We start from the raw sequence: 26574 nt of genomic DNA, 5'->3' as shown, positions 1-26574 counted from the left end.
GCGACGCCCTGCCCGCCGCCGGCCTACTCGCCCTTGGCGGTGACCAGGCCGACCACCCGGCTGAGGAAGACGACCTTGCCGCTGCCGCCGGCCGGCGGGACGGTGACCGCCTCGTCGGCCAGGTGGACCAGGGTGACCGAGGTCCGCGGGGTGCCGGTCATCAGGGCCTTGGTGTCGTCGTCGATCGTGAGCCGGTAGCCGGCCCTGAAGGTCGCCCGCGACTGGTGGTGGGACGCGAAGAAGACCAGCGCGCCGCCGTCGGCCGTCCGCAGCGCGACCGGCGTGAAGTCGCCGCCCGAGGCGGGCTGGTCGGCGTACTGGGTGACGGAGTCGGCGGTCCTGGCGTGCGCGTTGCGGTCCGCCCGCAACTGCGAGGTGGACGGGCCGTCCGCGAAGACCTCGCTCGTACCGCTGCCGCCGAGATAGCTGCCGTAGTCGGCGCTCAACTGCCCTGGCTGCGCCAGCAGATCGGTGCCGGCGAGCCCGAGGGCGACCGAGTGACCGTCCTTGTCCTGGGCGAACTTCGGCAGGTCCGCGGTGGCCACCGACGCGACGTAGGACGCCTTCCACGGCTGGCCGGCGGCCGACCGCCGGAAGACCAGCAGCCACCGCGCGCCGGCGGCGCGGTTGGTGGCGGTGTCGGCGACGAAGAACTTCGGCCAGCCGACCTGCCGGGGTATCAGATACCGCGAGTCGGAGAAGACCAGCGGCTGGTAACCGGGGTTGCCCTGCGGGTGGTTGGTGTGTTTCGCACGCAACCCGGCCTCGTCGGTGGCCCCGAGGGGGCCCGACTCGACCGTGGCGACCGCCTTGGCGTCGTAGGTCCTGCCGACCCGGTTGTTGACCGCGGCGAAGTCGGCCAGCACCCGCGCGGCCTCCGCCTTCTGCACCGACGGGATCCGCTCCCGCTCGCCGTGCACCGTCATGCACCCGGCCAGCGGCAGCGTCAGCGCGATGGCGGCGGCCCGGAGGCACACCCTGCGGCGGTTCATGGCGCGTCGGCTCCTCAGCAACTCATCCGCACAATCGCCGCCACCCTACCCGCCGGAGGCGGCCGCTCACGGCAGGGTCAGGATCTCCGCACCGTCCGCGGTGACGACCAGCGTGTGCTCGAACTGGGCGGTGCGCTTGCGGTCCTTGGTGACCACCGTCCACCCGTCGTCCCACATGTCGTACTCGTGCGTGCCCAGCGTCAGCATCGGCTCGATCGTGAAGGTCATGCCCGGCTGCATCACGGTGGTCGCCCGCGGGTCGTCGTAGTGCGGGATGATCAGCCCGGAGTGGAACGAGGTGTTGATGCCGTGCCCGGTGAAGTCCCGCACCACTCCGTAGCCGAAGCGCTTGGCGTAGGACTCGATGACCCGCCCGATCACGTTGATCTGCCGCCCGGGCCGCACCGTCCTGATCGCGCGCGCCAGCGACTCCCGGGTGCGCTCCACCAGCAGCCGCGACTCCTCGTCCACGTCGCCGACCAGATAGGTGGCGTTGCAGTCGCCGTGCACCCCGTGGATGTACGCGGTCACGTCCAGATTCACGATGTCGCCGTCGCGCAGCACGGTCGAGTCGGGGATGCCGTGGCAGATCACCTCGTTGAGCGAGGTGCACAGCGACTTCGGGAAGCCGCGGTAGCCCAGGTCCGAGGGGTACGCCCCCTGCCCGACCATGTACTCGTGCGCGATCCGGTCCAGCTCGTCCGTGGTCACCCCGGGCGCGACGGCCTTCGCCGCCTCCTCCATCGCCCGCGCGGCGATCCGCGAGGCGACCCGCATCCGCTCCACGGTGTCCGCGTCCTGGACCTCCGGCCCCGTGTACGGCGCCGGCCCGGGCCTGCCCACGTATTCGGGACGCGGAATCGAGGCGGGCACGTGCCGTGGGGGCGACAGCTTGCCGGGGACGAGCAGCGACTGACCAGACATACCGACGAGTGTATCCGCGTGTGATCGGGCAGGCTGGCCGCATGGGGCTCCGCCCGTGGCGCGGCGGCGGCGGGCTCCACCCAGGGCCCGACGACAGGAGAAGCAGATGGCGGTCTTCCGAGTGAAGAAGCCGGCGGGGAAGCCGGGCGAGTGGTTCTACTGCATCGAGCACAAGCGGGCCGAGGAGGGCCCGGACTGCCCGTCCAAGAACCGCTTCGGGCCGTACCCGACGAAGGCGGCGGCCGAGCACGCGATGGAGACGGCCGCGGAGCGCAATCTGGAATGGGACACGGATCCCCGGTGGGACGACAAGTCCTGAACACCGGCCTCCGGCCCGGGCTGGGGTTGCCACGTGCGGTGGCTCGCCGCCCGTGCGCCCTCGGGGGGGTGCCACTTGCCGTGGCGGTGCGTCATTCCCGCCATCGTGGCTGGGCGCGCAGTTCCCCGCGCCCCTCAGGGGGTGCCACTCGCTGTAGCGGCACGTCATTCCCACCATCGTGGTTGCGCGCGCAGCTCCCCGCGCCCCACGGGGGGTGCCCTCTGGGGAGAGGGTGAGCGTTTTTCAGGGGCGCGGGGAACTGCGCGACAAGCCACGACGGCGCGGCAAAGCGAAACGCCACGGCAAGTGGCACCCACCCAGGGGGAACCGCGGGGGGAGCGTGGTGGCAGCCGGGCAGGGGTGAGTGCGGACCCTCTAGGGTGCGGGAATGGCGTATGACGTGGTCGTGGTGGGTGGCGGGCACAACGGGCTGGTGGCGGCGGCCTACCTGGCACGGGCGGGCCGCAGCGTCCTGGTGGTCGAGCGGCTCGACGCGGTCGGCGGCGCCGCGGTGTCGACCCGGGCGTTCAGCGGGCTGGACGCCCGCCTGTCGCGCTACTCGTACCTGGTCAGCCTCCTGCCCAGGAAGATCGTGGACGACCTCGGCCTGGACTTCGCGGTCCGGCGCCGCCGGATCTCCTCGTACACCCCGCACGGCGACCGCGGCCTGCTGGTCGACGCGCAGGACCGGGCCAGGACCCGCGAGGGCTTCGCGCGGCTGACCGGTTCGGACCGGGAGTACGCGTCCTGGGAGCGTTTCTACGCGATGACGCACCGGGTGGCGCAGGCCGTCTTCCCGACGCTCACGCAGCCGCTGCCCACCCGGGCCGAGCTGGAGCGCCGGGTCGGCGACCCGGAGGCCTGGTCCGCGCTGTTCGAGCGCCCGCTGGGCGAGACCGTGGAGGAGTTCTTCGCCGACGACACCGTGCGCGGCATCGTGCTCACCGACGCCCTGATCGGCACCTTCACCTACGCGCACGACCCGTCGCTGCGGCAGAACCGCTGCTTCCTCTACCACGTCATCGGCGGCGGCACCGGCGACTGGGACGTCCCGGTGGGCGGCATGGGCGCGTTCACCGGCGCGCTCGCCGAGGCCGCCCGCGCGGCCGGCGCGGAGATCGTCACCGGCACCGAGGTGACGGCGATCGCGGCCGACGGCGTACACGCCGAGGTGACCTTCACCGACGGCCGCATCGTCGAGGCGCGCGACGTCCTGGTGAACGCCTCCCCTTACACCCTCGCGGCACTGCTCGGCGAGCAGCCGCCGGTGCCCGCGCCGGAGGGCGCCCAGCTCAAGGTCAACATGCTGCTGCGCCGCCTGCCGCGGCTGCGGGACGCCTCCGTCGATCCGCGGGAGGCCTTCGCCGGGACCTTCCACGTCGCGGAGGGCTACGGCGGGCTGCAGGCCGCGTACGAGCAGGCGGCGGCCGGGCAGGTGCCGGACGCGCCGCCGTCGGAGATCTACTGCCACAGCCTGACCGACCCCTCGATCCTCTCCCCCGAGCTGGCCGGCCGCGGCATGCACACGCTGACGCTGTTCGGCCTGCACGCTCCCGCGCGGCTCTTCGCGGCGGATCCCGCGGGCACCAAGGAGGCGCTGCTGCGGGCCACCCTGGCCCAGCTGGACGCGGTGCTCGCCGAGCCGCTGGAGAGCTGCCTGGCGCTGGACGCCGAGGGGCGGCCGTGCATCGAGGCGAAGTCGCCGCTGGACCTGGAGCGGGAGGTGGGGCTGCCCGGCGGGCACATCTTCCACCAGGACCTGGCGTGGCCCTGCGCCGAGGAGGGCCTGGCCGACAGCACGGGCAGGTGGGGCGTGGGCACCTCGTATGCGAACGTCTACTTGTGCGGCGCGGGCGCGGTCCGCGGCGGCGGGGTGAGCGGTGTCCCCGGGCACAACGCGGCGATGGCGGTACTGGAGAAGGCACGATGAAGCAGCACAGGACGGCGGCGGTGGCGAGGCGGGCGATCGGCCGGCAGTGGCGGCGCGGCGGCCGGTGGCACGCCCTGGACGGCGCCGACGGGGTGCCCGAGCAGCGCCGCCGCACCGCCGACGTGGTGGTGGACTGCGCGGTCTACCAGGACGGCTGCCGGGCGGCGTCGCTGCCGCCGCAGCAGGTGCTCGACGAGGCCCGCAAGCGCGGCGGCTTCGCGTGGATCGGCCTGCACCAGCCGGAGGCCGAGCACCTGGAGGAGATCGCCCGGGTCTTCGGGCTGCACCCGCTGGCCGTCGAGGACGCGGTGCAGGCGCACCAGCGGCCGAAGCTGGAACGGTACGGCGACACGCTCTTCCTGGTGCTCAAGACGATCGTCTTCGTGGAGCACGAGAAGCTGACCGCGACCAGCGAGGTGGTGGACACCGGCGAGCTGATGATCTTCGCCGGGCCGGACTTCGTGGTCGTCGTCCGGCACGGCAGCGCCCCCGGCCTGTCCCAGGTGCGAGCGTCGCTTGAGGCCAGTCCCGAGATGCTCAGGCACGGTCCCGCGGCCGTCCTGCACGCGATAGCCGACCGGGTCACCGACGACTACCTGGATGTCGCCGACGCCGTCGAACTCGATGTGGACACCCTGGAGTCGGACGTCTTCTCCGCCAACCACGGCGACGACGCCGAGCGGATCTACCAGCTCAAGCGGGAGCTGATCGAGTTCAAGCACGCCGTCTACCCGATGGCCCGCCCGCTGGAGCGGCTGACGGACGGCGCGGACGGCCTGATCAACACCGAGATGCGGCGCTACTTCCGTGACGTCTCCGACCACCTGTCGCACGTGAAGGAGCGGCTGACCGCGTACAGCGAGCTGGTGGACGGCCTGCTTGCGGCGAATCTCAGCCAACTCGCCGTGCAGCAGAACGTGGACATGCGGCGGATCAGCGCCGCAGCGGCGATCCTGGCGATCCCGACGATGATCGCCGGTTTCTACGGCATGAACTTCCGCCATATGCCCGAGCTGGGCTGGACGTTCGGCTACCCGCTGATGGTCGGGGTGACGGCGGTGCTCTCCGCTGTGGTCTACCGCGCCTTCCGCCGGATCGGCTGGCTCTGAGCGCTCCGGCTCACTCCGCGGGGGGCCAGGCGTCGCCCCATTCTGTGTCGCGGGCGGCGCGGTAGAGCGAGCCCTGCCGCTTGCTCACCGTCGTGCGCTCCAGCGCCGGCGGCGTCTGGCACAGGTCGAGCAGCACGAGCCCCTTGCGGATCTGCGGGTGCCGCACCACCCGCGCCGCCGCCGGCTCCGCCGGGAACCTCGCCGCCGCCACGTAGCTGAACTTCTCGTCCTCGTACGGCAGCGAGGCTCCCTTGATCTGCCGGTGCAGCGCGGTGCGTTGCACCCGTGCGGCGAAGTGGCACCAGTCGTCGCCGGTGACCGGGCAGCGGTCGTCGTGCGGGCAGGGCGCGAGGACGTGCAGCCCGGCGGCGATGAGCCGGTCGCGGGCCGCCAGCACGCGCGCGTACCCCTCGGGGGTGCCGGGTTCGACCACCACGACCGCGGCGCCGGCGGCCTCCGTGGCGGCGGTGACCAGCGACTCCCGGTCGGCGGCGGTGAGTTCGCCGAGCACGTACGAGACGGTGACCAGGTCGGCCTCGGGCAGCCTGGCCGCGCCACCGAGCGGCTGCCTGGTCCACCCGGCGTCGCGTACCGCCGCGGACTGCGCGGTGCCGGCCAGGGCGGCGCCGAGGGTCAGCGCGGGCTGCGACCAGTCCAGGACGGTGCTGCGGTGCGCGTCCGCCGGCCAGGCGTCGGCCACGGCCCAGGTGGCCGCACCGGTGCCGCCCCCGAGGTCGAGGTGCGTTTGCGGGCACCAGTCACCGGACTGCAAGCGGAATGCGGCCAGTGCCGTCCTGACGGCGGCATAGGTCGCCGGCATCCGGTAGGCGGCATATGCGGCAACATCCGCCGCGTCCCGCAGGATCGGCGCGGCGGTCGGGGTCGTCCCGCGGTAGCTCTCGATGAGCCGTTCGACCTGTGCGGACGCCCTGCTGGGGGCGGTGGAGCGCAGCTGGTCGGCGAGGGCGGCGCGCAGGTCGTCGGGAAGGGGCACGGTAGGCACAAGCCACAACTGTAAGGGCCGTTGACTCCTGTAACGGAACCCTTACACTGGGTGGCCGATGGTGCGCCATAGTTATGTTAACTCGGTCAAAACATCGGCTCGAATATATGCAAACCGCAGCGGAAGAGTCGAGTGTTGGCCTAGCGTTCGCTGATACCACGGCGAGCCGCCACTTGGGGAAGTGGAAGGGCGTCGAAGGTCGCGAGGTGCCTGGGGGGTCCATGCGGCGTGTCGAAGCACAGTCGGCAAGACCAGTGATACCCGTAGCAAGTGAGCGGCGAACCGGGCGGACCAGGAATCCGCTCGCGTTCGGAGCACCGGCACAACCGACCTCGGCCGCCGGCACGTTGGGCGCGCCGCTGTCGTACGCCCGGCGGCGCGTCCGCGGGGACGACGGACTCACGGCGGCAGGGCGGCACGGCGGGCACCGCGGCTACGCGCACAAGGCCGCCTGGTATCTGCCGGTCGCGCTGGCCGTCGACGCGGCGGGCGCCGGCGTGCCCACCGCAGTGATGCTGCGGATGGCCGCCCAGCCGCATGTGCTGCTGTGCGCGCTGGCGGCCGCTGTGACCTGGCCCGCGGTGCGGGCGGCCCGGCGGCGTTACGCGGTCGGCGCGCTCGGCGAGAGCCGTGGCACCTTGCAGGTGCTGGGCGACTGGCTGGTGCTGCTCGGCGTGCTCGCCGTGCTGCGCACCGCGTTCGGCCAGGTCATGGACCCGTCGTTGGCGCTCGCCGGCGTGGCCGGGGCGCCGCTGCTGACCACGGCGTGCCGCAAGGTCACCTACCACCGGCTGATCGCCGCCCGGCGCGAGGCGCACGCGGTGCGCCGGGTGCTGGTGATCGGTGAACCGGGCGCCGCCGACCACGTGGTGGGCCATCTGGCCGCCAGGACGGAACACGCCTACGTGGTCGTCGGGGTGGTCCCGGTGGGCAGCGCGAAACTGGAGTGCGGGGCGCCGGTGACCGAACGGCTCGGCGCCCTGGACCCGGCGGGGCCGCAGGACGACGCGGCGGCCGTACTGCGGGCCGCCGGTGAGCACAGCGCGGACCTGGTGCTGGTCGCGCCGGGGCCGCGGTTGTCGGCGGAGCGGCTGCGCCGGCTGTCGTGGTGCCTGCACGACGCGGGACTTCCGGTGGCGCTGCTGCCCGGCCTGATCGACGTGCAGGTGCGCAGGGTCGACCTGGACGCCCCGGCCGGCCTCATGCTGCTGCACATCGCGCCGCCGGTCAGGCACGGGGTGCAGGTCGGCCTGAAGTCGGCGCTCGACCGCACCGGCGCGGCGCTCGGACTGCTGGTGCTGGCACCGGTGTTCTGCGTGGTCGCGCTGGCGATCAGGGTGACCTCGCCGGGGCCCGCCTTCCACCGGCAGGTGCGGTGCGGCCAGCACCGCGCGCACTTCACGATGTGGAAGTTCCGCACGATGGTGGCCGACGCCGAGGCGCGCAAGGCGGAGTTGGAGCGCACCGGCGCCAACGAGCACGACGGGCTGATGTTCAAGATGCGCCGCGATCCGCGGGTCACCGCGGTCGGGCGGTGGCTGCGGCGCTGCTCGCTGGACGAGCTGCCGCAGCTGGTCAACGTGCTGCGCGGCGAGATGTCGCTGGTCGGGCCGCGCCCGCCGCTGCCCGAGGAGGTCGACCGCTACGACGAGGTGGCGCTGCGGCGGCTGGCGGTCAAGCCGGGCATCACCGGCCTGTGGCAGGTCAGCGGGCGCTCCGACCTGTCGTGGGACGAGACGCTCGCGCTCGACCTGCGCTACGTGGACAACTGGTCACTGGCCGGTGACCTGGAGGTCATGACCCGCACCCTGCGGGCCGTGGTCGACGGCCGCGGGGCCTACTAGTGGGCGCCCGCGGGCTCCGGGCCCGGGTCCGGCTCAGACCCGGCGGCCGGGTCCGGTGTGCCGGTCCCGGCCTGCGCCCGCCACTGCCCGTGGACGGCGGCGACACCGTCCCGCAGTGCGATCCGCGGCCGCCAGCCGAGCGCGAACAGCCGCGAGACGTCGAGCAGTTTGCGCGGGGTGCCGTCGGGTTTGCCGGTGTCCCAGCCGATCCGGCCGCGGTAGCCGACCACGTCCTTGACGGTCTCGGCGAGTTCGCGGATGGTCAGGTCCTCGCCGCAGCCGACGTTGACCGGTTCGTCGGCGTCGTAGTCGCGCAGCAGCAGGGTGCAGGCCGTGGCGAGGTCGTCCACATGCAGGAACTCGCGCCGCGGGGTGCCGCTGCCCCACAGCGTCACCTCGGGGGCGCCGTCGCGCGCGGCCTCGTCGAAGCGGCGGATCATCGCGGGCAGCACGTGCGAGGTCGCCAGGTCGAAGTTGTCGCCGGGACCGTAGAGGTTGGTCGGCATCGCCGAGATGTAGGCGGCGCCGTACTGCCTGCGGTAGGACTGCACCTGCACGATCCCGGCGATCTTCGCCAGCGCGTACGCCTCGTTGGTCGGCTCCAGCGGGCCGGTCAGCAGCGCGTCCTCGCGGATCGGCTGCGGGGCGAACTTGGGGTAGATGCACGACGAGCCCAGGAACAGCAGCCGTCGCACCCCGGCCGCGTGGGCCCCCGCGATGACGCTCAGCTGGATCCGCAGGTTGTCCTCCAGGAACTGCACCGGGTGGGTCGAGTTGGCCATGATCCCCCCGACCCGGGCGGCGGCGAGCACCACCGCGTCGGGGCGGGCCTCCCGCAGCCAGGCGGCGGTGGCCGCCGGGTCGCGCAGATCGAGTTCCGTGCGGGTCCGTGCCAGCACGGGGTGGCCCTCGGCGGTCAGGCGGCGGACCACCGCCGAACCCACGAGGCCGCGATGGCCCGCGACGAACACCCGGGCGCCGTCCGGCAGTAGTTCCGTCATGAACGGCATTGTGTCAGCACACTTCACCCGTCCGGACGTTAATTCCGCATTCGTGCGGACCTGAACCGAGACCACTTGGGGGAACGCGTGGGCAAGACCGCGCTCATCACCGGCGTGACCGGGCAGGACGGCTCCTATCTCGCCGAACTGCTGCTGGACAAGGGCTACACCGTGCACGGCATCGTGCGCCGCTCCTCGACGTTCAACACCGAGCGCATCGATCACATCTACCAGGACCCCCAGGCGCGGAACCGGTCGTTCGTGCTGCACCACGCCGACCTCACCGACGGGGTCGCGCTGGTGAACCTGCTGCACGAGGTGCAGCCGGACGAGATCTACAACCTCGGCGCCCAGTCCCATGTCCGGGTCTCCTTCGACGCGCCGCTCTACACCGGTGACGTCACCGGCCTGTCCACGCTGCGGCTGCTGGAGGCGGTACGCGCCAGCGGCACGCAGGCGCGCATCTACCAGGCCTCGTCCTCGGAGATGTTCGGCGCCGCCCCGCCGCCGCAGAACGAGAACACCGCCTTCCACCCGCGCAGCCCGTACGGCTGCGCGAAGGTCTTCGGCTACTGGGCGACGGTCAACTACCGCGAGGCGTACGGGATGTACGCCGTCAACGGGATCCTGTTCAACCACGAGTCGCCGCGCCGCGGTGAGACCTTCGTGACCAGGAAGATCACCCGGGCGGTGGCCAGGATCAAGGCGGGCCTGCAGGACCGGCTGTATCTGGGCAACCTCGACGCGGTCCGCGACTGGGGGTACGCGCCGGAGTACGTCGAGGCCATGTGGCGCATGCTGCAGCGCGACGAGCCGGACGACTACGTGGTGGCGACCGGCGAGGCCGCCACCGTGCGGCAGTTCGTCGAGGTCGCCTTCGGGCACGCCGACCTGGACTGGACGCAGTACGTCCGCTACGACCCGAAGTACGAGCGCCCCACCGAGGTCGACGCGCTGATCGGCGACGCGGGCAAGGCGCGCGACCTGCTCGACTGGGAGCCCAAGGTCAGGGTCGCCGACCTGGCCGGAATCATGGTCGAGGCCGACATCCGGATGGTCACCGACCAGCTGGCGGGCGCGACCGTCCGGATCGACAGATGACCCGGTGGGCGGCCAGCACGGGGCTGCCGACAGATGCACCGATGTCATGCGACTTCACCGTACTTCACCGGTTTCGGCAAAAAGGGAGACCGCAGTGCGGGGGACGCCCTACTGTGCCGTGCACCACAACGGCTGGATCCGGCCGTTGCACATCGGGGTTCTGGGGGGCAACTCATGCGTAAATGGCCGGTGTTCGCGGCTGCCGCCATACTGGCGGCCGCAACGCTGGGAGCGCTGTCGTCACCATCGGCGACGGCACTCCAACCACCTGTCGGACTGACCGCCGACAACCTCAGCACGTACCAGACCAACGGCGTGGTCTGGGCGATGGCCCAGGCGAACGGCATCGTCTACACCGCGGGCACCTTCTCCGCGATCCGGCCGGCCGGCTCCGCGGCCGGGAGCAACGAGACGTCGGTGGCGAACTTCGCCGCCTTCAACGCGGCCACCGGCCAACCGGCGGGCTGCCAGCTGAATTTCACCGTCGGCTCCAACAACGCGACGGTACGCGCGATGGCCGTCTCGCCCGACGGCCACACCCTCTACGCGGGCGGCTTCTTCGGACAGGTCAACGGGGTCGGGGTGAGCAGCCTCGCCGCGATCAACCTGACCACCTGCGCGGTCAGCACCACCTTCCACCCGTCGGTCTCGGGCACGGTGCGGGCCGTCGAGGCCAGCGCGGACACGGTCTTCTTCGGCGGTGACGTCACGTCCGTCAACGGCCAGTCCAGGGGCCGCTACGCGGCGGTCAGCACCGCGGGAGCGCTGCTGCCGTGGGCCCCGGCCGCGGACGACCCGGGCCGGGCGCTCGCCCTCACCCCGGACGGCCAGGACGCCATCCTCGGCGGTGACTTCAACACCGTGGACGGCGTCAACTCGCACTCCCTCGCGGTGGTCGACACCTCGACCGGGGCGCTGGTCAAGGCGTATCCGACCGGCTTCATCGACGCGACCTCGGTGACCAAGGACATCATCGTGGACGCGGCGAGCAACAGCTTCTACACCGCCAACGAGGGCACCGGCGGCGGCGTCTTCGACGGCCGCATCCGGCTCAGCCTCACCGACTTCAACCAGGTCTGGCGGGACAACTGCCTTGGCGCCACCCAGTCGCTGACGGTGTACCAGACCGTCCTCTACAGCGGCAGCCACGCCCACGACTGCTCCAGCATGGGCGAGTACCCCGACTCGGTGCGCAAGCACCTGCTGGCCGAGTCGGTGGACGACCCGCATCTGGTGGGGTGGTTCCCCGACACCAACGACGGCATCGGCGAGAAGATCGGCCCGCGCGTGATGGCGCTCGCGTCCTCCGGCGGCACCGACTACCTGTGGGTGGGCGGCGAGTTCACCACCGTCAACGGGGCGGCCCAGCAGGGCCTGACGCGCTTCGCCAGCGGCCCCGACACCGGGGCGCCGACGCTGCCGCAAACATCGGTGACCAGCATCGACCCCGGTTCTGTGAAGGTCAGCTGGCAGTCCAGCACCGACACCGACGACGGGCTGCTGACCTACCGGGTCTACCGCAACGGCGGCACCACCCCGGTCTACACCGTCACCGGCAGCTCGCTGCCGTGGGTCAGGCCGCAGCTCACCTACACCGACACCAACGTGACCCCTGGCGTGAAGTACACCTATCGGGTCTCGGCCAGCGACGGCACCAACACCAGCGCGCAGTCGCCCAACGCGTCGGCCACCGTGCCGGCGGCGGCGGAGGCCTACCCGAGCCAGGTGCTGGCCGACGGGGCCACCCTCTACTGGCGCTACGACGCGGCCTCCGGGTCGTACAACGCGGACTCCTCCACCGGTGACGACAGCGGCATCAGCGTCGGCGGCCCGGTGCACGGCGTGACGCCGGGTGCGGTGCCGGGGTCGAAGGCGTACACCTTCAACGGCTCGACGCAGTGGACCTACAGCGACCGGCTGCACCCGACGCCCACGCAGTACAGCATCGAGACGTGGTTCAGGACGACCACCACCGCGGGCGGCAAGCTCATGGGCTTCGGCAACAACTCCACCCACCCCAGCGGCAACTACGACAAGCACATCTACATGACCGACAACGGCCGGTTGATCTTCGGCGTCTACACCGGAGCCACCCGGATCGTCACCGCCCCGGACGCGTACAACGACGGCAGCTGGCACCTGGCCGTCGCGACCCAGGGCGCCGACGGGATGAAGCTGTACGTCGACGGCGCGCTGGCCGCGTCCGACCCGACGGTCACCACCAGCCAGAACTACCCGGGTTACTGGCACATCGGCTACGACAACCTGGGCAGCTGGCCGTCGGCGCCGACGAGTTCGTACTTCGCCGGCTCGATCGACGAGGCCGCCGTCTACCCGACGGTCCTCTCGCCGGCGCAGATCGCGAACCACTACGCGCTCGGGACCGCCGGGTGACCGGGTCCCACCGCCCTGCCGCTGCCGCCGCCGTCCTCGTGACGGCGGCGGCAGCGCTGCTGCTCGGCGGTTGCGGCTCAGGCTCAAGCGGCGGCAAGGACGGTCCCAGGGCCGGCGACCGGCCGAGCACCGTGGTGTCGGCCCCGGCAGGCGCCACCGCGACGGCCTCCACGGCCGCGCCCGGCACGGCGCCCGCCACCGAGGGGTCCGGGTCGGCGGCGAACGCCCCCAAAGTGCCGGATGCCCGGCTCACCCCGCCCGGCGGCGGCAGCTTCACCAAACAGCAGAAGACCTACCTGTCCGGCAGGGTCCCGCAAGGCACCGACCCCGCCGCGGTGTTGGAGGGCGGGCAGGAGATCTGCGACCGGCTGACCCGTACCGCGAAGATCGACAAGGACGCGGCCGCCAGCGCCATCGTCACCGGTGACATCAGCATGTCCGGCGCGTCGGCCGCGGTCAGCGCCCTGTGTCCGGACCAGCAGTCCGTCATCGACGCGGCCCGGCGCGGCTTCGGCGACGGGACGTTCACCGTGGCCGCCAAGGCCGTGCCCGCCAAGTCGGTCGCGCCCGGCCGCTACCGGGCGCCGAACCCCTCGCCGTCGTGCAACTGGCGGGTCACCGGCGCCGGCGGCGCCACCCTGACGTCGGGCGGCGGCGCCCGGCTGACCGTTCCGGCCGCCGCGCGCGGCATCACGTCCAGCGGGTGCTACGCCTGGCTGGCCTCCGGAGGGACCTGATGGACAAGCTGCCGCTCGTCGTGGCGATACCGACCAAGAACGAGGCCGAGAACATCGCGCGTACGGTCTCGTCGGTCATCGACCACGTCCAGGCCGTCGTCGTGGTGGACTCCGACAGCACCGACGACACCTGCAAGATCGCCGCCGAACTGGGCGCGGAGACCGTCGACTACGCCTGGGACGGCCGCTACCCGAAGAAGAAGCAGTGGTGCCTGGACCACGTGCACCCGGAGATCCCGTGGCTGCTCTTCCTGGACGGCGACGAGACGCCGAGCCCCGAACTGCTCGGCGAGCTGCGGTCGGTGTTCGCCGCGGGGCCGCCGTCGGTGGCCGCCTTCGACATCCCGCTGGGCTACTGGTTCGCCGGCCGCCGGCTGCGGCACGGCTACACCATCGTCAAACGCGCCCTGATGGACCGCACTCGCTGCCGCTTCCCCGAGGTCGGCGACCTCGACGCCCCCGGTATGGGCGAGCAGGAGGGCCATTACCAGCCGGTGGCCGAGTCAGCCGCGCGGCTGCGGTCCCCCATCGAGCACGAGGACCTCGATCCGGTACGCACCTGGTTCGACCGGCACAACCGCTACTCCGACTGGGAGGCCTGGCTCGAACTCAACCCGGCGGTCAAGGAGCAGATCAGGAAGGTCAAGACCCGGCAGGGGCAGCTCTTCCACAAGGTGCCCTTCAAGCCGCTGGTGTCCTTCGGCTACGCGTACGTCTACAGGCGCGGCTTCCTGGACGGCAGGGCAGGCCTGGACTATGCCCTCGCGATGAGCTTCTACCGCTGGCAGATCGGGCTCAAGACCCGCGAACAGCAGCGCCCTTCGGCGTGACACCGGCGTAGACGCCCAGCAGCGTGTCCACGACCGCGTCGATCGAGAAGCGGTCGTGGATCAGCTGCCGGGCGGCCTGCGAGGCCTGCTCGTTGGCGGCCGGTTCGAGCAGTTCCAGCACCGCCCGGCCGACCAGCGGGCCGTTGTCCGCGTCGGGGCGGCTGTCGGTGACCCGGCCGGCCCCGGCCGCCTCGACGTCCGGCGACAGGCCGCCGGTGCGGGCCACCACCACCGGCAGTCCCACCGACATCGCCTCGAGGATCGACACGGCGAACGGCTCGACCACCGACGGCAGGACGTAGACGTCCGCCGCCCGCAGCCTGGCAAGCACCTCCTCGTGGCCGAGCGCGCCCACGCACTCCAGCGAGTCCGCGACCCCCAACTCGGCGGCCAACTCCCGCATGGGCCCGGTCAGCTCACCGGTGTCGGGCCCGGCGAGCACGAAGCGGGCGTCCGGATGGCGGGCGAGCACGGTCGGCATCGCCCGCACGAAGTCCTCGGGCCGCTTGCGCTTCTGCACCCGGGCCAGGTACAGCACCGTCGGCGGCCGGTCGCCCCGCGGCGGGCGGGCCTCCTGCGGCGTCACCCCGTTGACCAGCCGGTGGAAGGTCGTCAGCGGCGTCCCCGGCACGACCGCCTGCACGCCGTCGCGCTCGGTCGCCGTCAGATGGAGGATCGCGTCGGCCTGCCGCAGCACCCGCCGCATGCCGAGCAGGTCGACGGCCCGCGCGAAGAGCTTCTCCGTCGGGTCGATCATCCCGTGCGTCTGCACCACGAGGGGGACGCCGGCCTCCAGCGCGACCAGGGCGAACGGGAGGGTGATCAGGTCGCGCATGAGGTGGACGTGGACGATGTCCGCGCCCTTCACCATGCGGCGGGCCTTGCGCAGCAGGGCGGGCGAGGTGATCCCGCTCACCTCGAACGCGGGCAGCACGTGGCGTGCCTGGTGCACGAAGGACGGCACGCCCTCCAGTTCCGAGGGAAGCGGCCCGGTGAACTTGTCGCCCAGCGTGGCGATGCGGGCGTCCACGCCTTTGCGGCGCAGGCCTTTGGAGAGGTTCAGGGCGACCCGGGTGGGGCCGCCGAAGTCGTTCGTGGGCGTGTGCAGCGTGACGACATGCAGGACCCGCACGTCTCCCCCTTCCCCCCGGGCGCCCCTTGGGCGCCCCCTCCCCGCAGCCTATCCGGGTGCGCCGCGCCACCGCGGCGCTTCGGCCAACCCCCCGCGCGCTGCCGGTGATCGGCTGCCGCTCGGGCTGATCACCCCGGAACGGCCGGAGCGCCCGCGGCGGACCGGGCGGCCGAATAGACTCGCCCGGGGGGAGGGGGCGGCGCATGGCGGTGAGCCAGAGCATCGGGGTCCACGGCACGACTCGGTCGGTGCCGCGCGCGGCGCTGTCCCGCGCGCTGGCCGTGCCCCTCGTGCTGGCCCTGGTCGCCCTGCTGCCGGGATACGTCACCGCGCAGCCCGGCACCGGTGTCCGCGACGCCGCGTACTGGCTGCAGCTGACGCTGACCGTCTACGCCGGCGGCCGTCTCGCCGCCATGGTGCTGACCCGCCGGCGGCGGCTGATCCAGGGCGCCTTCTGGCTGTTCGTGTACGTCGCGATGGGCGTCGCACCGCTGGCCCAGGAGGTGATCGGCCAGGTCCCGACGCCGGTGGTGGGACCGCGGTCGGACACCGCCACCGCGATCACCCTCGTCCTGGTCGGCTGCGTGTTCTTCGACGTGGGCGCGCTGCTGGCCAGGCACCGCCCGGCCGCCCGGGTGCGACGCCCGCGCCCGCCCGCGCAGGTCTCCCGCCGGAGGCTGTGGCTGCTGATCGCTCTCGCCTACGCCGCCAGCGCGCTGTCGATCGCCAAACTCGGCGGCCCTGCCGTCTTCTTCACCAGCAGGCAGGCGATCAGCGAGTCGGTGCAGTCCAGCGGCCTGGCCGGTGGCGGCGGCGACAGCCACGTCGGCTCCGCCTTCATCCGCGGCTTCGGGACCGTTCCGGCGCTGCTGGCGCTGCTGTTCCTGGTGCGCTGGATGATCACCTCTAGGGCGGCCAGGCGCACCCCGCTGGCGATCGCCGCTCTCGGCGGCCTCGTGGTGGTCAACGCGATCGTCAACAACCCGATCTCGAACCCGCGTTACTGGTTCCTGACCGTCGTGTTCGCGCTGCTGTTCACCGCCTTCCCCAGGAGCCCGGTGATGTACCGGGCTGCGCTGGTGACCGGGGTGGTGGCGGCCTTGGTGCTGTTCCCCTTCCTTGACCGCTTCCGCTACGACTCCGGCGGCTACCACCCGGTGCAGACGACATCGGTGCTCGAACCGCTGACCATCAAGGACTACGACCAGGTGGGGATGTTCGCGAACACCCTGACCTTCGTGCACTCGGGCAAGGGGCACGCGCACGGGCGGCAACTGGCCGCCGACGTCTTCTTCTTCGTGCCGCGCTCGGTGTGGCACGGCAAACCGCTGGACTCGGGCGTGCAGGTCGGCCGCTGGATGGGCATGACCAACACCAACCTGTCGTCGCCGCTGTGGGCCGAACTGTGGCTGGACTTCGGCCCGGTGGGCATGTCCGGCGGCTTCCTCGCGCTGGGCTACCTGTGCGCGCGCGGCGACCGGCGGTACGCGCAGCGGACGGTGGAGGACGGCCGCCCCGGCACGGTGATGGCGGTGGTGATCCCGCTGGTGTGCGGGTACTCGTTCATCCTGCTGCGCGGCCCACTGCTGCAGGCCTCGGGGCGGATCGGCATCGCGGCGGTCTGCCTGGCCCTGGTCACCACCTTCAGCGAGGACCGGCGGAAGATCCTGCGATGACCGCCTCGCCGGTACCGCCGGGGGCCTGCCGCCCGGCGGCGGCAGCCGGGCCGCGCCGGACGGCGGCGATCCGCAGCCACAGGGCGGCCGCCTTCAGCGCGGAGCCCAGGCACAGGCCCCAGGCGGCCCCGTAGACGCCGTCGACGCGGTAGCCCGCGAGCATGAAGACAACCGAGGCGAGCGAGAAGACCACCTGGATCGGCAGCGTCGCCTTGGGCTGCAGCACCCGCAGGGTGAGCAGGGCGCTGGTGCCCAGCGCGATGCCCGCGTACTGGCTGCCCGACGCGGCGAGCAGGCCGGAGGACGCGGCCCAGGTGTCGCCGAGGAGCTGGCGGCCGACATGGTCGGGCAGCAGGAGCAGCACGATCGTCCAGACCGCGGCGACCCAGGCGAGCGCGACGGCCAGCACGGCGGTGGCGCGGACCTTGCTGTCGGCGCCGCGCACCCGGTTGAGCAGCGGCGGGCCGAAGGCGGTGGCGGAGTTGAACAGCACGTTCATCGGGCCGAAGAGGGTGGTGGCGCCGCGCAGGGCCCCGACCGCGAGGGGCGCGGCGAACAGCCCGAGGCCGACCACGGCGAGCTGGCTGGTGGCGTTGCCGACGCCGAACTCGACGACGAAGCGCTGCCCGAGGTGTCCGCGCCGCAGGAACTTCCGCAGGTCGAGCTCCGCGCCCCTGACCCGCGGCCACAGCAGCCCGGCGGCCACCAGCAGCGCCGGCAGCGCGGAGAGCCCCCACACCGCGATCAGCCGCTGCGGGCCTGCCCCGTGCGGCTGCACGGCGAGCGCGGGCACCGCCACCAGCAGCCGCACGGTGTCGCCGACCAGGGCGTAGTGCGGCAGCCGCAGCGCGGAGAAGCAGTACCGCAGGCCGTCCTGGGTCAGCACGATCGGCAGGACCAGGCCGAGCACCGCGAGCCCGTGCGCGGTCGCGCCGTCCGCGAGGCCCAGCCCGACGGCCATGGTCAGGCCGATCACGGTGGAGGCGACGGCGGTGAAGGTCGCCGCCGACCGGCAGGCGGCCCGTACGCGTTCGGTGCCGCGTTCCAGCACCAGCGCCTGGCCGACGTAGGACACGCCGACGCCGAGCAGCACGGTGAAGATCATGTAGACCATCGAGAACACCGAGAAGCCGGCCGCGGTGGACAGCCGGGCGGCGACCACCAGCACGATGATGTTGGTGAAGGCGGCCACGCCCTGGTCGGCCACCGAGCTGACGATGGCGGCCTTGGAGCCGATGCCCGCGGCGCTCTCCGCGGTCTCGCCGCCGGGCGCGTCGTCGGCGCCCCGCAGGTCCTCTGGGGCGGCCCCGGCCGCGGCGGACTGCCGCGGGGCGGGGCCGCTCAAGGGACCGGGTGGCGCTCCGGCTGCCCGGCAGGCGTGTCCAGCGGGACTTCACCGTCCCGCCGGGCCGCGGGCGTGCCGGGGCCCGCCGGGCGGGACGGGCGGCCGAAGCCGAAACGGCGGCCGGTGCCGGGCTCCGCCGGGTGCAGGACGACACCGAGCACCGCGGCCCCGGCGGCGTCGAGCAGTTCGCGTACGCGTTCCAGGTCGGCGCGGTGCACGGCCCGCGGGTCGCACACCACGACGACCCCGTCGACCCGGTCGGCGAGCGCGACGGCGTCGGCGTAGCCGAGGACCGGGGGCGCGAGGACGACCACGACGGAACCGGGTTCGTCGGCCTCGGCGAACAGCCGGCCTGCCGGGGCGGACGTCAGGGCCCGGGCGACATTGCGCACCCGGCGTCCCGGCACCAGGTCGAAGGAGCCGGACTCCCCCGCGTCGATGGGCATCTGCAGCCCTGCGGGCCAGCCGCCCTCGCCGAGCCCGGGCGTCCTGGCCCAGCCGGGCCGCCCGCCGTCCGTGGTACGCAGCCGGGCGGACAGCGCGGGAGTGCGCAGGTCGGCCTCGACCAGCAGCACCTCCATGCCCATCTCGGCGAAGGACGCGGCCAGGTTGACGGCGACCGCCGCCGGGGTGTCGCCGGTGCCGCGCGGGGCGACGACCAGCAGCCTGCGCCGCTCGGAGAAGCGCTTGTCGTGGGTGAGCCGGAAGGCGACCGCGCGGTACTCCTCGGCGAGCCGCCCGTCGCCGCGGCCGCCCGCGAGCAGTCCGCCGGCCCGGCCGTCCTCCCCGCCCCTGCGGCCGCGCAGCCGGGGCAGGGTGCCGAGCACCGGGGCGCCGAGCGCGCGGGTGACCTCGCTCTCGCTGCGTACGGTCGGGTCGAAGACCAGCCGCACCCAGGCGAGGAGCAGGCCGAGCGCGATCCCGACACCGCCGCCGAGGCCGAGCATCATCGGCAGCCGCGGCCCGGAGGGCGCGTCGGGCGCTACGCCCGGCTTGATGACCAGGCCCGGCGTGGTGTCCAGGGCGCGCAACCCGCTGATGTCGGCGTTGAGTTCGGTGATCCGGCTGAGCAGGTTGGTCTGCGAGGAGATCAGGGTGCCGGCGATCTGGTTGCTCTTGGCGTGCGCGATCTGGTCGAGCAGGTCGTCGCGCTGGGTGACCATCGGGTCCAGCTGGGACTGGTAACTGGCCACCATGCGCTGGACGGTGGCCTTGGTCTGCTGCTGCCGGTCGTCCAGGTAGGCCTTGGTGAAGGCGTTCACCCAGTCCGCCGCGTGCCGCGCGGTCCCGGCCGTGCAGGTGAGGCGCAGGACCAGGGTGTTGGGTGGGTTGGTCACCTGGAGGCACTTCGACATCGTCCGCACCGGGGCCCCGGTGGACTTGGCGGCGGCGTCGGCGACGGTGCTGCTGAGCGCGCTCTGCCGCTCGGTGCCGATGTCGATGTTCTTGTCCGCGGTGGCCCCGGCCACGAAGGGGTCCTCGATGGCGGCCTTGATCCGGATCTCGCTGGTCGCGGTGTACGTGTCGGCGCCGCTGAAGGCGAGGTAGGCACCGCCGAGCAGGCCGATCAGCAACCCGACGGCCAGCAGCGCCCGATAGCGGACCAGCTGGCGGAACTGGTCGCGCAGCAGGTCGGGTTCGTCCTGCGGCTGCTCCGTGCGCGTCACGTCGGTCACTTGACCTCTGCTCCCTCGTCGTCCCCGGTCCCGGGCTCCGTCGCGGCGGCGACGGCGGTGGTCGCGGTCGTACTCGTGGTCGTGGTCGTGGTGGTGCTCGCGGTCGTGGTGGTGCTCGCGGTGGTCGACGGGGCCTCGCCCAGCGCCTCGGCGAGCAGCGCGTCGATCCGCGCGAGGCCCGCCTCGCGGCTCAGGTGCTCGCGTACGTAGACCGGTCCGCGCGCCCCCAGGGCGTCGGCCCTGTCAGGATCATCGGCCAGCGCGTGCACCGCGTCCAGCAGGGCGCGCGGATCCTCCGGGGGCACCACGAGCCCCGCGCCGGAGCGTTCGACCTCCTGGGCGGTGCCGCCCGCCGCCGCGACCGAGGCGAGCACCGGGCGCCCGGCAGCGAAGTAGGAGGTGAGCTTGGACGGGACGCTCATGTCGAGCACCGAGGCCCGCTGCGTGACCGCCAGGACGTCCGCCGCGGCCAGCACGTCGGAGAAGTCCGCGTCATCGGCGGGCGGGGCGAACTCCAGGTTGGGCAGGCCTCCCGCCAACTCCCGCAGCCGCTCCCGCTGGTTGCCGTCGCCCATCAGCACGACCAGCAGCTCAGGATCCAGCCTGGCTGCCGCGACCAGAACGTCCAGGCCCTGCTTGAGGCCCATGTTGCCCGAGTGCAGCAGCACCGTCCGCCCCGGCCGCCACCCGAGCCGGGCGCGCGTCTCCTCACGCGGGCGCGAAGGGCCCCTCACGTGCGACCAGTTGGGCACCAGGCGTATCCGGTCCTCCGGCACGCCCAGCGCGGCGACCTTCGGCACGAACGTCTCGTGGATCACGCCCACCAGGGTCGCTCCGCGCAGCGCGTACGACTCCGCGGCCCCGGCGGCCGCGGCGACCCGCCCACCGCCGCGTATCCCGCTCTGCCTCGCCGCCGCGCCCATCAGGTCCTGCACCACGGGGACATAGGGCACCCGGTGGCGGCGGGCCAGCCTTGCGCCGATGATCCCGCCCGCCACGCTGGGGAGTTGGGCCACCACCGCGTCGGGTCTGCCCATCGCGGGCGCGGCCCAGAGGCCGTGCCCGAGCACCGACGCCTCGAACAGCGCCCGGCGCACCGCGGTCTGCCGCGGCGGGACCGTGTGGCGGCGCCGGTGCACCCGCACCCCGCCGCGCTCCTCCTCCGTACGCCACACTCCCGCGTAGGCCGGGTCTACCCGCCACGCCGGATAGTGCGGCATCCCGGCGAGTACGTGCACCTCGGCGCCGCCGGCCGCCCAGTGCTCGGCGATCTGGGTGGCGTAGGGACCTATTCCGGCGTGCTCGGGTGCGTAGTTGGTGGAGACCAGCAGCAGACGGCGGCGCGCGCCGGAATCGGCCACGGAGTGTTCCTTCCCCCCAGAGACGAACAACTCACAGACGAACAACTGCCCACACTAGCCGTTCACCGGGGCATCACGCCCGGTGTTGCCAACCGTTGGACTTTGGCAAATCGCGGCTTGACCGCACGGCCGCCCGGCTATCGTCTGAGACTCCGCAACGCCTGGGAGCGTTGTACGGTTTTCCGTGCGACTGGGGGGTCGTGTCATGACACATCAGGTCGGTACGCATCGGGTCGGCTACGCACCGGGGGTCTACGACCTCTTCCACGTCGGGCACCTCAACATCCTGCGGCACGCCCGCAGCCAGTGCGACTACCTGGTGGCGGGGGTGGTCTCGGACGAGATGGCCCAACTCGCCAAGGGCCGCAGCCCGGTGGTGCCGCTGGTGGAACGGCTGGAGATCGTGCGCAGCGTGCGGTTCGTCGACGCGGCCTTCGTGGAGACAGTGCCGGACAAGGTGGACACCTGGCGGCAGGTCAGGTTCGACGTGCTGTTCAAGGGTGACGACTGGCGCGGGACGGAGAAGGGCCTGCGGCTGGAGCGGGACTTCGCGGCGGTGGGGGTGGAGATCGTCTACTTCCCCTACACCGTGCACACGTCGAGCACCCAACTGCGCCGGGCGCTCGACGTGCTGGCCGAGCCGGTCAGACCGTCAGAAGCTCTCTGAACCACTTGGTGAGGAAGGCCGCGAGGAAGGCGGCGTGCACGACGAAGAGGGCGAGGTAGCCGTAGCGGAAGGCGTCCTGGCTGCCGAGCAGCAGGAAGACGAGGCAGAAGACGCCGTAGTCGACCGGGAGCAGGGCGACCGCGCGCAGCCGTGACGGCGGCGCGGCCGCCGCGCTGAGCCCCTTGGGCTTGAGCTTGTCGGTCAGCAGGCCGCCGAAGAAGATCATGACGGCGGCCAGCTGGAAGCCCAGCGGGAGCAGCAGCCAGCCGTCGCCCGGCAGGGCGAAGTGCCGGTAGAAGGTGATCAGCACGGCCGCGTGCACGGCGGTGATCTTCGCGCAGTCCACGACGTGGTCCAGCCACTCCCCCGCCGCCCCGCCCGCCCCGAGCAGCCGGGCGAGCTGCCCGTCGGCGGAGTCGAAGGCGAAGCCCACGGCGAGCGCGGCGTAGACCGCGACGGCCAGCCCCCACGAGGGCGCGGCCACGGCGAGCGCGGCGATGGCCGCGTAGCTGAAACCCGCGCTCACCAGGGTCACCTGGTTGGGCGTCATCCCGGCCCGGTACGCCCCCGCCGCGAGCACGCGTCCGGCGGGCCGGTTGACGTACCGCGAATAGACCGACACGCCTTTCGCGGTCTTCTGCGCGTCCGCCAGCCGGCGCAGCGCTTCCGCGTACCGCAGCGGCCGCGCCGCCCCGCCAAGCGCCTGCGGCGCGGGCTCTGGTGGTGTCGGTGTCACGTGCCCCCCGCTCGTCTCTGCCGTGGCGACGGACCGCCACGCTTCTGGCGCGACGAACCTCGCGCCCGATCCCCACAACCGTCGTGCGACGACGGACCACCGCCACCCCAGGAGCGCGGGGCCCTGCGCTCCCAGCCCCCACCCACCGCCGTGCGGCGACGAGCCGCAAGCGGCACCCCCCAGGGGCGCGGGGAACTGCGCGACCAGCCGACCACCGGCGTGCGGGTCGTCACCGGCCCGAAGGGGCTGTTGCTGTCGGAGACGGACCACCGGCCGGTGGCGGGCTGAGCGCGCCGTTCCCCGCGCCCCTGAGGTGGTACCGGTCGTCGCCCCACGACCGTCGTGGCGGGCGGCCGCGCCCCGGGTGGGGGGCCTCGGCCCATGATGGCAGGGGCGCGCGCCCGCGCGATGGGACATCCGTGGGACGCGCCGACCCACCGGTGCGATAAATCAGACATTACGCCTTAAAGTGGGCGCCGATGTCGATCTCTCGCCGCAACCTCCTCCAGGTGACCGCCTCCGAGGCGCTGCTGTCCGGCTGCATGGGCAGCAAGGCCGCGCACGCGGGGCCCAACCCGGCCATGCCGCCGCCGGTGGCCGGGGCGCACTCCGCCGTGCCCGGCGGCACGCCCGCGACGGGCACGGCCACCTCCGGCGCCGGCGTGGCACCGCTGCCGCCGTTGCCGCCCGGCCTGCCCGACCAGATCGAGCACGGCCCGCGCACCCGGCCGCAGCTGGCGCTGACCTTCCACGGCCAGGGCGACCCCGACCAGGCCGAGGCACTGCTGACCGCCGCGGAGCGGTTCGGCGCCCACGTCACCGTGCTGGCCGTCGGCGACTGGCTGGACGCGTATCCGCAGCTGGCCGCCCGCGTGCTGGCCGGCGGCCACGAGCTGGGCAACCACACCCAGACGCACGGCGACATCGGCGCCATGGACGCGGCCGCGGCGACCGCCGAGATCGAGGGCTGCGCCCGCCGGCTGGAGAAGCTGACCGGGACGCCGGGACGCTGGTTCCGGCCCTCGCAGGCCCGGCTGACCACCCCGCTGGTGGTCTCGCTCGCCAAGAAGGCGGGCTACCCGCATCTGCTGTCGTACGACGTGGACCCGCTGGACTACACCGACCCGGGCGCGGAGGCGGTCCGCTCCGCCGTGGCCGCCAAGGCCGGTCCCGGCTCGGTGGTCTCGCTGCACTTCGGGCACGCCGGCACCGTCGCCGCGCTGCCCGGGATCCTCGACGACCTGAACCGCCGCGGCCTGCGCGCGGTCACGACCTCGGAGCTGATGACCTGATGCGCCGTCACCTGAGTTCCCTGCGCCGGGCGGCCGTCGCCGCCGCGGTCGCCGCCGTCGCCGTGCTGGCCGCCGGCTGCAGCGACAGCGGCGACCGGTCGCGGCCCCCCTCCCCCGCCCAGGCCGCCGTGGCGCGGCAGGCGGCAGCGGCGGCAGCGGCCGCCAAGGCGCAGCGGCTGACCGCCGCCGCGCACCCGGGGCTGGCCGGCATGCCGCCGCTGCTCGACCAGCGGGACGTCTACGCCGCCGACCGCCCGAACGCGCTGTCCCCGGTGGTCCGCGGCTTCCCCTCGCTGGTCTACGTGCCGAACACCGAGTCCAACAGCGTCTCGGTCATCGACCCGAAGACGTACAAGGTGGTCAGGACCATCCCGGTCGGCCTGCAGCCGCAGCACGTGGTGCCGTCCTGGGACCTGAGGACCCTATGGGTCAACAACGACGTCGGCAACAGCCTCACCCCGATCGACCCGGCCACCGGCAAGGTGGGCAAGCCGGTGGACGTGCACGACCCGTACAACCTCTACTTCACCCCGGACGGCAAGTACGCGATCGTGATGGCCTCGCTGGACCGCCAGCTGGTCTTCCGCGACGCGCACACCATGGCGATCAGGAAGGTCGTCCCGGTGAACTGCTACGGCGTCAACCACGCCGACTTCTCCCCGGACGGCCGCTACTTCATCGTCTCCTGCGAGTTCTCCGGTGAGCTGCTGAAGGTCGACACGGCGGCGATGAAGGTCATCGGCCAGCAGCGGCTGCCGCTGGACGGCGCGATGCCGCAGGACGTCAAGATCTCGCCGGACGGCAGCACCTGGTACATCGCCGACATGGTCGCGAACGGCGTCTGGACGATGAACGGCGACACCTTCTCCAAGCCGGTCCTGCTGCCCACCGGCAAGGGTGCGCACGGCCTGTACGTCTCGCGCGACTCGAAGTACCTCTACGTCACCAACCGCGGCGAGGGCTCGATCTCCCTGCTGGACTTCGCCTCAGGCAAGCTCGCCGCCAAGTGGCACATCGACGGGGGCGGCAGCCCCGACATGGGCGGTGTCTCCGCCGACGGCAAGGTCCTGTGGCTGACCGGCCGCTACGACGCCGAGGTCTACGCCATCGACACCGCGACCGGCCGCACCCTGGCCAAGATCCCGGTGGGCTCCGGCCCGCACGGCCTGGCCGTCTACCCGCAGCCGGGCCGCTACTCCCTCGGCCACACCGGCATCTTCCGCTGACCCGGCCCCGGCCGGCGGGTCGGGAGCAGCGCCCGCGCCAGCCGGGTGGCCGCGGCGGCGCGGGGTGCGCTGCCCTGGGTGTGGCGCACCGGGTGGACGGTGTTGGCCAGCAGGACGAGGTAGGCGCCGGACGACGGGTCCAGGACCAGGCTCGTCCCGGTGAATCCGGTGTGGCCCAGGGCGCCGCGGCCGGCCAGGGCGCCCATGAACCACGGCTGGTCGCGTTCGAAGCCGAGGCCGGGTTCCAGCGGGAGGGTGCCGTCGAGCAGGGCGGTGGCGAAGAGGGCCAGGTCCCAGGCGGTGGAGAACAGTCCGGCGTGACCGGCGACGCCGCCCATCGCGTACGCGTTCTCGTCGTGGACGGTGCCGCGCACCATGCCCCGGTCGAGCTTGCCCCACGGGCGGCGCTGGTCCTCGGTGGCGGCGGTGCGCGGCAGCCAGGAGGGCGGCGGCGCGAAGCGGGTGGCGGTCATGCCGAGCGGGGTGGTGATGCCGTCCGCGACGAGCCGGTCGAGCGGGCGGCCGGTGACCTGTTCGAGCACCGTCTGGGTGAGCAGCAGGTTGAGGTCGGAGTAGCAGCGCCGTTCGCCGGGCGGGGTGCGCGGCTGCTCGGCGGCCAGCCTGGCGGCCCGTTCCGCCGGGCCGGGCAGCTCGTACAGCGGGAGCTCAGGCTGCAGCCCCGAGGTGTGCGTCAGCAGGTGCCGCAGGGTGAGGCCGGGCGCCAGGCCGGGGACGTACGCGGTCAGCGGGCGGTCCGGGTCGAGGGTGCCCGCCAGGATCTGCTGGACCGCGGCGACGGCGGTGAAGAGCTTGGTCAGCGAGGCCAGGTCGAAGACAGTGCCTGGCCGCATCGGCACCCGCTCCGCGGCGGGCAGTTCCACCCCCCGCCCGGCGGGCTCGTCGTAGGCGCGGTAGCGCACCGCCCAGCCGACCGCCTCGTGCAGCGCCACCACGTGCCCGCGTCCGGCCAGGACCACCGCGCCCGCGCACCACGGATGCCCGGACGGCGCCGCGTCCAGGGTGGTGGACAGCTCGGGGACGATCAGGCCGATCTCGTCGGCGTCGAGGCCCGCCTCAGGGCAGGTACCTCTCGACAGCGGCGCGGCCATGTTCCTCCATGTCCTTGCGGGCCTTCTCGATCCGTTCCGGTGTGCAGTCCCGGCCGGAGGCCATGACCAGGTCCTCCGGATCGACGGTGCTCTCGGCCCCGGTGTGCAGTGAGCTGTCGGCTGTCTTGAACGCCCAGGTGCGTTCGTCCGGCTCGTCGGACATCGCTTCC

Annotated in this window: 23 protein-coding genes; 12 read left to right on the top strand and 11 right to left on the bottom strand. The window is 72.9% G+C overall.

Annotated features, from left to right (window positions below):
* Positions 1–23: 23 nt before the first annotated feature.
* Both OG702_RS26210 and map read right to left on the bottom strand, forming a co-directional pair.
* Positions 24–992, bottom strand: coding sequence for a hypothetical protein (locus tag OG702_RS26210; protein ID WP_327291390.1), 969 nt, complete (start codon positions 990–992; stop codon positions 24–26).
* 66 nt (positions 993–1058) lie between these two features.
* Complete coding sequence (gene map, locus OG702_RS26205) at positions 1059–1916, bottom strand: type I methionyl aminopeptidase (RefSeq protein ID WP_327291389.1); 858 nt, start codon at positions 1914–1916, stop codon at positions 1059–1061.
* A gap of 106 nt (positions 1917–2022) precedes the next feature.
* Between map and OG702_RS26200 the strand changes: the two genes are divergently transcribed.
* The 3 genes from OG702_RS26200 (at position 2023) to corA (ending at position 5274) form a co-directional block, all read left to right on the top strand.
* A complete protein-coding gene (locus tag OG702_RS26200) occupies positions 2023–2235 on the top strand; it encodes a hypothetical protein (protein WP_327291388.1) in 213 nt (70 codons plus the stop codon).
* Positions 2236–2623: 388 nt separating this feature from the next.
* Positions 2624–4165 (top strand): phytoene desaturase family protein, encoded by a 1542-nt coding sequence (locus OG702_RS26195; RefSeq protein WP_327291387.1) that lies wholly within the window; start codon positions 2624–2626, stop codon positions 4163–4165.
* Positions 4162–5274, top strand: a complete 1113-nt coding sequence (gene corA / locus OG702_RS26190; protein WP_327291386.1) for a magnesium/cobalt transporter CorA — start codon at positions 4162–4164, stop codon at positions 5272–5274. Before OG702_RS26195 ends, corA begins: the two co-directional genes overlap by 4 nt.
* 10 nt (positions 5275–5284) lie before the next feature.
* Here corA and OG702_RS26185 read toward each other — a convergent pair whose 3' ends face one another.
* Positions 5285–6277, bottom strand: coding sequence for a small ribosomal subunit Rsm22 family protein (locus tag OG702_RS26185; RefSeq protein ID WP_442814546.1), 993 nt, complete (start codon positions 6275–6277; stop codon positions 5285–5287).
* Between the two features lie 512 nt (positions 6278–6789).
* Between OG702_RS26185 and OG702_RS26180 the strand changes: the two genes are divergently transcribed.
* On the top strand, positions 6790–8121 hold the full coding sequence (locus OG702_RS26180) for a sugar transferase (protein WP_327293381.1): 1332 nt from the start codon (positions 6790–6792) through the stop codon (positions 8119–8121).
* On the opposite strand, the gene OG702_RS26175 is transcribed toward OG702_RS26180, so the two are convergent.
* The gene (locus OG702_RS26175) at positions 8118–9131 is read right to left on the bottom strand and encodes a GDP-L-fucose synthase family protein (RefSeq protein WP_442814544.1); all 1014 of its coding nucleotides are present in this window, start codon (positions 9129–9131) and stop codon (positions 8118–8120) included. The two genes, OG702_RS26180 and OG702_RS26175, sit on opposite strands and share 4 nt — an antisense overlap.
* 78 nt (positions 9132–9209) lie before the next feature.
* Here OG702_RS26175 and gmd point away from each other — a divergent pair, with 78 nt between their 5' ends.
* The 4 genes from gmd (at position 9210) to OG702_RS26155 (ending at position 14184) form a co-directional block, all read left to right on the top strand.
* Complete coding sequence (gene gmd, locus OG702_RS26170; protein WP_327291384.1) at positions 9210–10223, top strand: GDP-mannose 4,6-dehydratase; 1014 nt, start codon at positions 9210–9212, stop codon at positions 10221–10223.
* Positions 10224–10397: 174 nt separating this feature from the next.
* Positions 10398–12617, top strand: coding sequence for a LamG-like jellyroll fold domain-containing protein (locus tag OG702_RS26165; protein ID WP_327291383.1), 2220 nt, complete (start codon positions 10398–10400; stop codon positions 12615–12617).
* Positions 12614–13354, top strand: coding sequence for a hypothetical protein (locus OG702_RS26160; RefSeq protein WP_327291382.1), 741 nt, complete (start codon positions 12614–12616; stop codon positions 13352–13354). Before OG702_RS26165 ends, OG702_RS26160 begins: the two co-directional genes overlap by 4 nt.
* On the top strand, positions 13354–14184 hold the full coding sequence (locus tag OG702_RS26155) for a glycosyltransferase family 2 protein (protein ID WP_327291381.1): 831 nt from the start codon (positions 13354–13356) through the stop codon (positions 14182–14184). Before OG702_RS26160 ends, OG702_RS26155 begins: the two co-directional genes overlap by 1 nt.
* On the opposite strand, the gene OG702_RS26150 is transcribed toward OG702_RS26155, so the two are convergent.
* A complete protein-coding gene (locus OG702_RS26150) occupies positions 14150–15316 on the bottom strand; it encodes a glycosyltransferase (protein WP_327291380.1) in 1167 nt (388 codons plus the stop codon). The two genes, OG702_RS26155 and OG702_RS26150, sit on opposite strands and share 35 nt — an antisense overlap.
* Positions 15317–15519: 203 nt before the next feature.
* On the opposite strand from OG702_RS26150, the gene OG702_RS26145 reads away from it, so the two are divergent.
* Positions 15520–16992 (top strand): hypothetical protein, encoded by a 1473-nt coding sequence (locus OG702_RS26145; protein ID WP_327291379.1) that lies wholly within the window; start codon positions 15520–15522, stop codon positions 16990–16992.
* On the opposite strand, the gene OG702_RS26140 is transcribed toward OG702_RS26145, so the two are convergent.
* From OG702_RS26140 to OG702_RS26130, 3 genes are all read right to left on the bottom strand, one after another.
* Positions 16961–18229, bottom strand: coding sequence for a hypothetical protein (locus OG702_RS26140; RefSeq protein ID WP_327293380.1), 1269 nt, complete (start codon positions 18227–18229; stop codon positions 16961–16963). The genes OG702_RS26145 and OG702_RS26140 overlap by 32 nt on opposite strands.
* A gap of 104 nt (positions 18230–18333) precedes the next feature.
* The gene (locus tag OG702_RS26135) at positions 18334–20013 is read right to left on the bottom strand and encodes a lipopolysaccharide biosynthesis protein (RefSeq protein ID WP_327291378.1); all 1680 of its coding nucleotides are present in this window, start codon (positions 20011–20013) and stop codon (positions 18334–18336) included.
* Positions 20010–21341, bottom strand: a complete 1332-nt coding sequence (locus OG702_RS26130; protein ID WP_327293379.1) for a glycosyltransferase family 4 protein — start codon at positions 21339–21341, stop codon at positions 20010–20012. Before OG702_RS26130 ends, OG702_RS26135 begins: the two co-directional genes overlap by 4 nt.
* 238 nt (positions 21342–21579) lie before the next feature.
* Between OG702_RS26130 and OG702_RS26125 the strand changes: the two genes are divergently transcribed.
* Positions 21580–22041: an adenylyltransferase/cytidyltransferase family protein gene (locus tag OG702_RS26125; RefSeq protein WP_327291377.1), complete on the top strand. Its 462-nt coding sequence runs from the start codon at positions 21580–21582 to the stop codon at positions 22039–22041.
* Here the strand turns inward: OG702_RS26125 and OG702_RS26120 are convergent.
* Positions 22019–22720 (bottom strand): CDP-alcohol phosphatidyltransferase family protein, encoded by a 702-nt coding sequence (locus OG702_RS26120; RefSeq protein WP_327293377.1) that lies wholly within the window; start codon positions 22718–22720, stop codon positions 22019–22021. The genes OG702_RS26125 and OG702_RS26120 overlap by 23 nt on opposite strands.
* A 536-nt stretch (positions 22721–23256) precedes the next feature.
* On the opposite strand from OG702_RS26120, the gene OG702_RS26115 reads away from it, so the two are divergent.
* Complete coding sequence (locus tag OG702_RS26115; protein ID WP_327291376.1) at positions 23257–24069, top strand: polysaccharide deacetylase family protein; 813 nt, start codon at positions 23257–23259, stop codon at positions 24067–24069.
* Complete coding sequence (locus OG702_RS26110) at positions 24069–25295, top strand: YVTN family beta-propeller repeat protein (protein ID WP_327291375.1); 1227 nt, start codon at positions 24069–24071, stop codon at positions 25293–25295. The genes OG702_RS26115 and OG702_RS26110 overlap by 1 nt, the downstream gene beginning before the upstream one ends.
* Here the strand turns inward: OG702_RS26110 and OG702_RS26105 are convergent.
* Positions 25262–26404, bottom strand: a complete 1143-nt coding sequence (locus OG702_RS26105; RefSeq protein WP_327291374.1) for a serine hydrolase domain-containing protein — start codon at positions 26402–26404, stop codon at positions 25262–25264. The two genes, OG702_RS26110 and OG702_RS26105, sit on opposite strands and share 34 nt — an antisense overlap.
* Positions 26370–26567: a hypothetical protein gene (locus OG702_RS26100; protein WP_327291373.1), complete on the bottom strand. Its 198-nt coding sequence runs from the start codon at positions 26565–26567 to the stop codon at positions 26370–26372. Before OG702_RS26100 ends, OG702_RS26105 begins: the two co-directional genes overlap by 35 nt.
* Positions 26568–26574: the final 7 nt, after the last annotated feature.

Origin of the sequence: Streptomyces sp. NBC_01198, assembly GCF_036010485.1 — a bacterium.
In the GTDB taxonomy this organism is placed as follows: Bacteria; Actinomycetota; Actinomycetes; order Streptomycetales; family Streptomycetaceae; genus Actinacidiphila.
The sequence above is the reverse complement of the archived record's forward strand: the minus strand, read 5'-3'. Positions and strand labels throughout refer to the sequence as shown.

Excerpts from the sequence above, each read along its gene's own strand:
- OG702_RS26210 (WP_327291390.1), bottom strand. The coding sequence starts at position 992 with ATGAACCGCCGCAGGGTGTGCCTCCGGGCCGCCGCCATCGCGCTGACG.
- map (WP_327291389.1), bottom strand. The coding sequence starts at position 1,916 with ATGTCTGGTCAGTCGCTGCTCGTCCCCGGCAAGCTGTCGCCCCCACGG.
- OG702_RS26200 (WP_327291388.1), top strand. The coding sequence starts at position 2,023 with ATGGCGGTCTTCCGAGTGAAGAAGCCGGCGGGGAAGCCGGGCGAGTGG.
- OG702_RS26195 (WP_327291387.1), top strand. The coding sequence starts at position 2,624 with ATGGCGTATGACGTGGTCGTGGTGGGTGGCGGGCACAACGGGCTGGTG.
- corA (WP_327291386.1), top strand. The coding sequence starts at position 4,162 with ATGAAGCAGCACAGGACGGCGGCGGTGGCGAGGCGGGCGATCGGCCGG.
- OG702_RS26180 (WP_327293381.1), top strand. The coding sequence starts at position 6,790 with ATGCTGCGGATGGCCGCCCAGCCGCATGTGCTGCTGTGCGCGCTGGCG.
- OG702_RS26175 (WP_442814544.1), bottom strand. The coding sequence starts at position 9,131 with ATGCCGTTCATGACGGAACTACTGCCGGACGGCGCCCGGGTGTTCGTC.
- OG702_RS26165 (WP_327291383.1), top strand. The coding sequence starts at position 10,398 with ATGCGTAAATGGCCGGTGTTCGCGGCTGCCGCCATACTGGCGGCCGCA.
- OG702_RS26155 (WP_327291381.1), top strand. The coding sequence starts at position 13,354 with ATGGACAAGCTGCCGCTCGTCGTGGCGATACCGACCAAGAACGAGGCC.
- OG702_RS26145 (WP_327291379.1), top strand. The coding sequence starts at position 15,520 with ATGGCGGTGAGCCAGAGCATCGGGGTCCACGGCACGACTCGGTCGGTG.
- OG702_RS26125 (WP_327291377.1), top strand. The coding sequence starts at position 21,580 with ATGACACATCAGGTCGGTACGCATCGGGTCGGCTACGCACCGGGGGTC.
- OG702_RS26115 (WP_327291376.1), top strand. The coding sequence starts at position 23,257 with ATGTCGATCTCTCGCCGCAACCTCCTCCAGGTGACCGCCTCCGAGGCG.
- OG702_RS26110 (WP_327291375.1), top strand. The coding sequence starts at position 24,069 with ATGCGCCGTCACCTGAGTTCCCTGCGCCGGGCGGCCGTCGCCGCCGCG.
- OG702_RS26105 (WP_327291374.1), bottom strand. The coding sequence starts at position 26,404 with ATGGCCGCGCCGCTGTCGAGAGGTACCTGCCCTGAGGCGGGCCTCGAC.
- OG702_RS26100 (WP_327291373.1), bottom strand. The coding sequence starts at position 26,567 with ATGTCCGACGAGCCGGACGAACGCACCTGGGCGTTCAAGACAGCCGAC.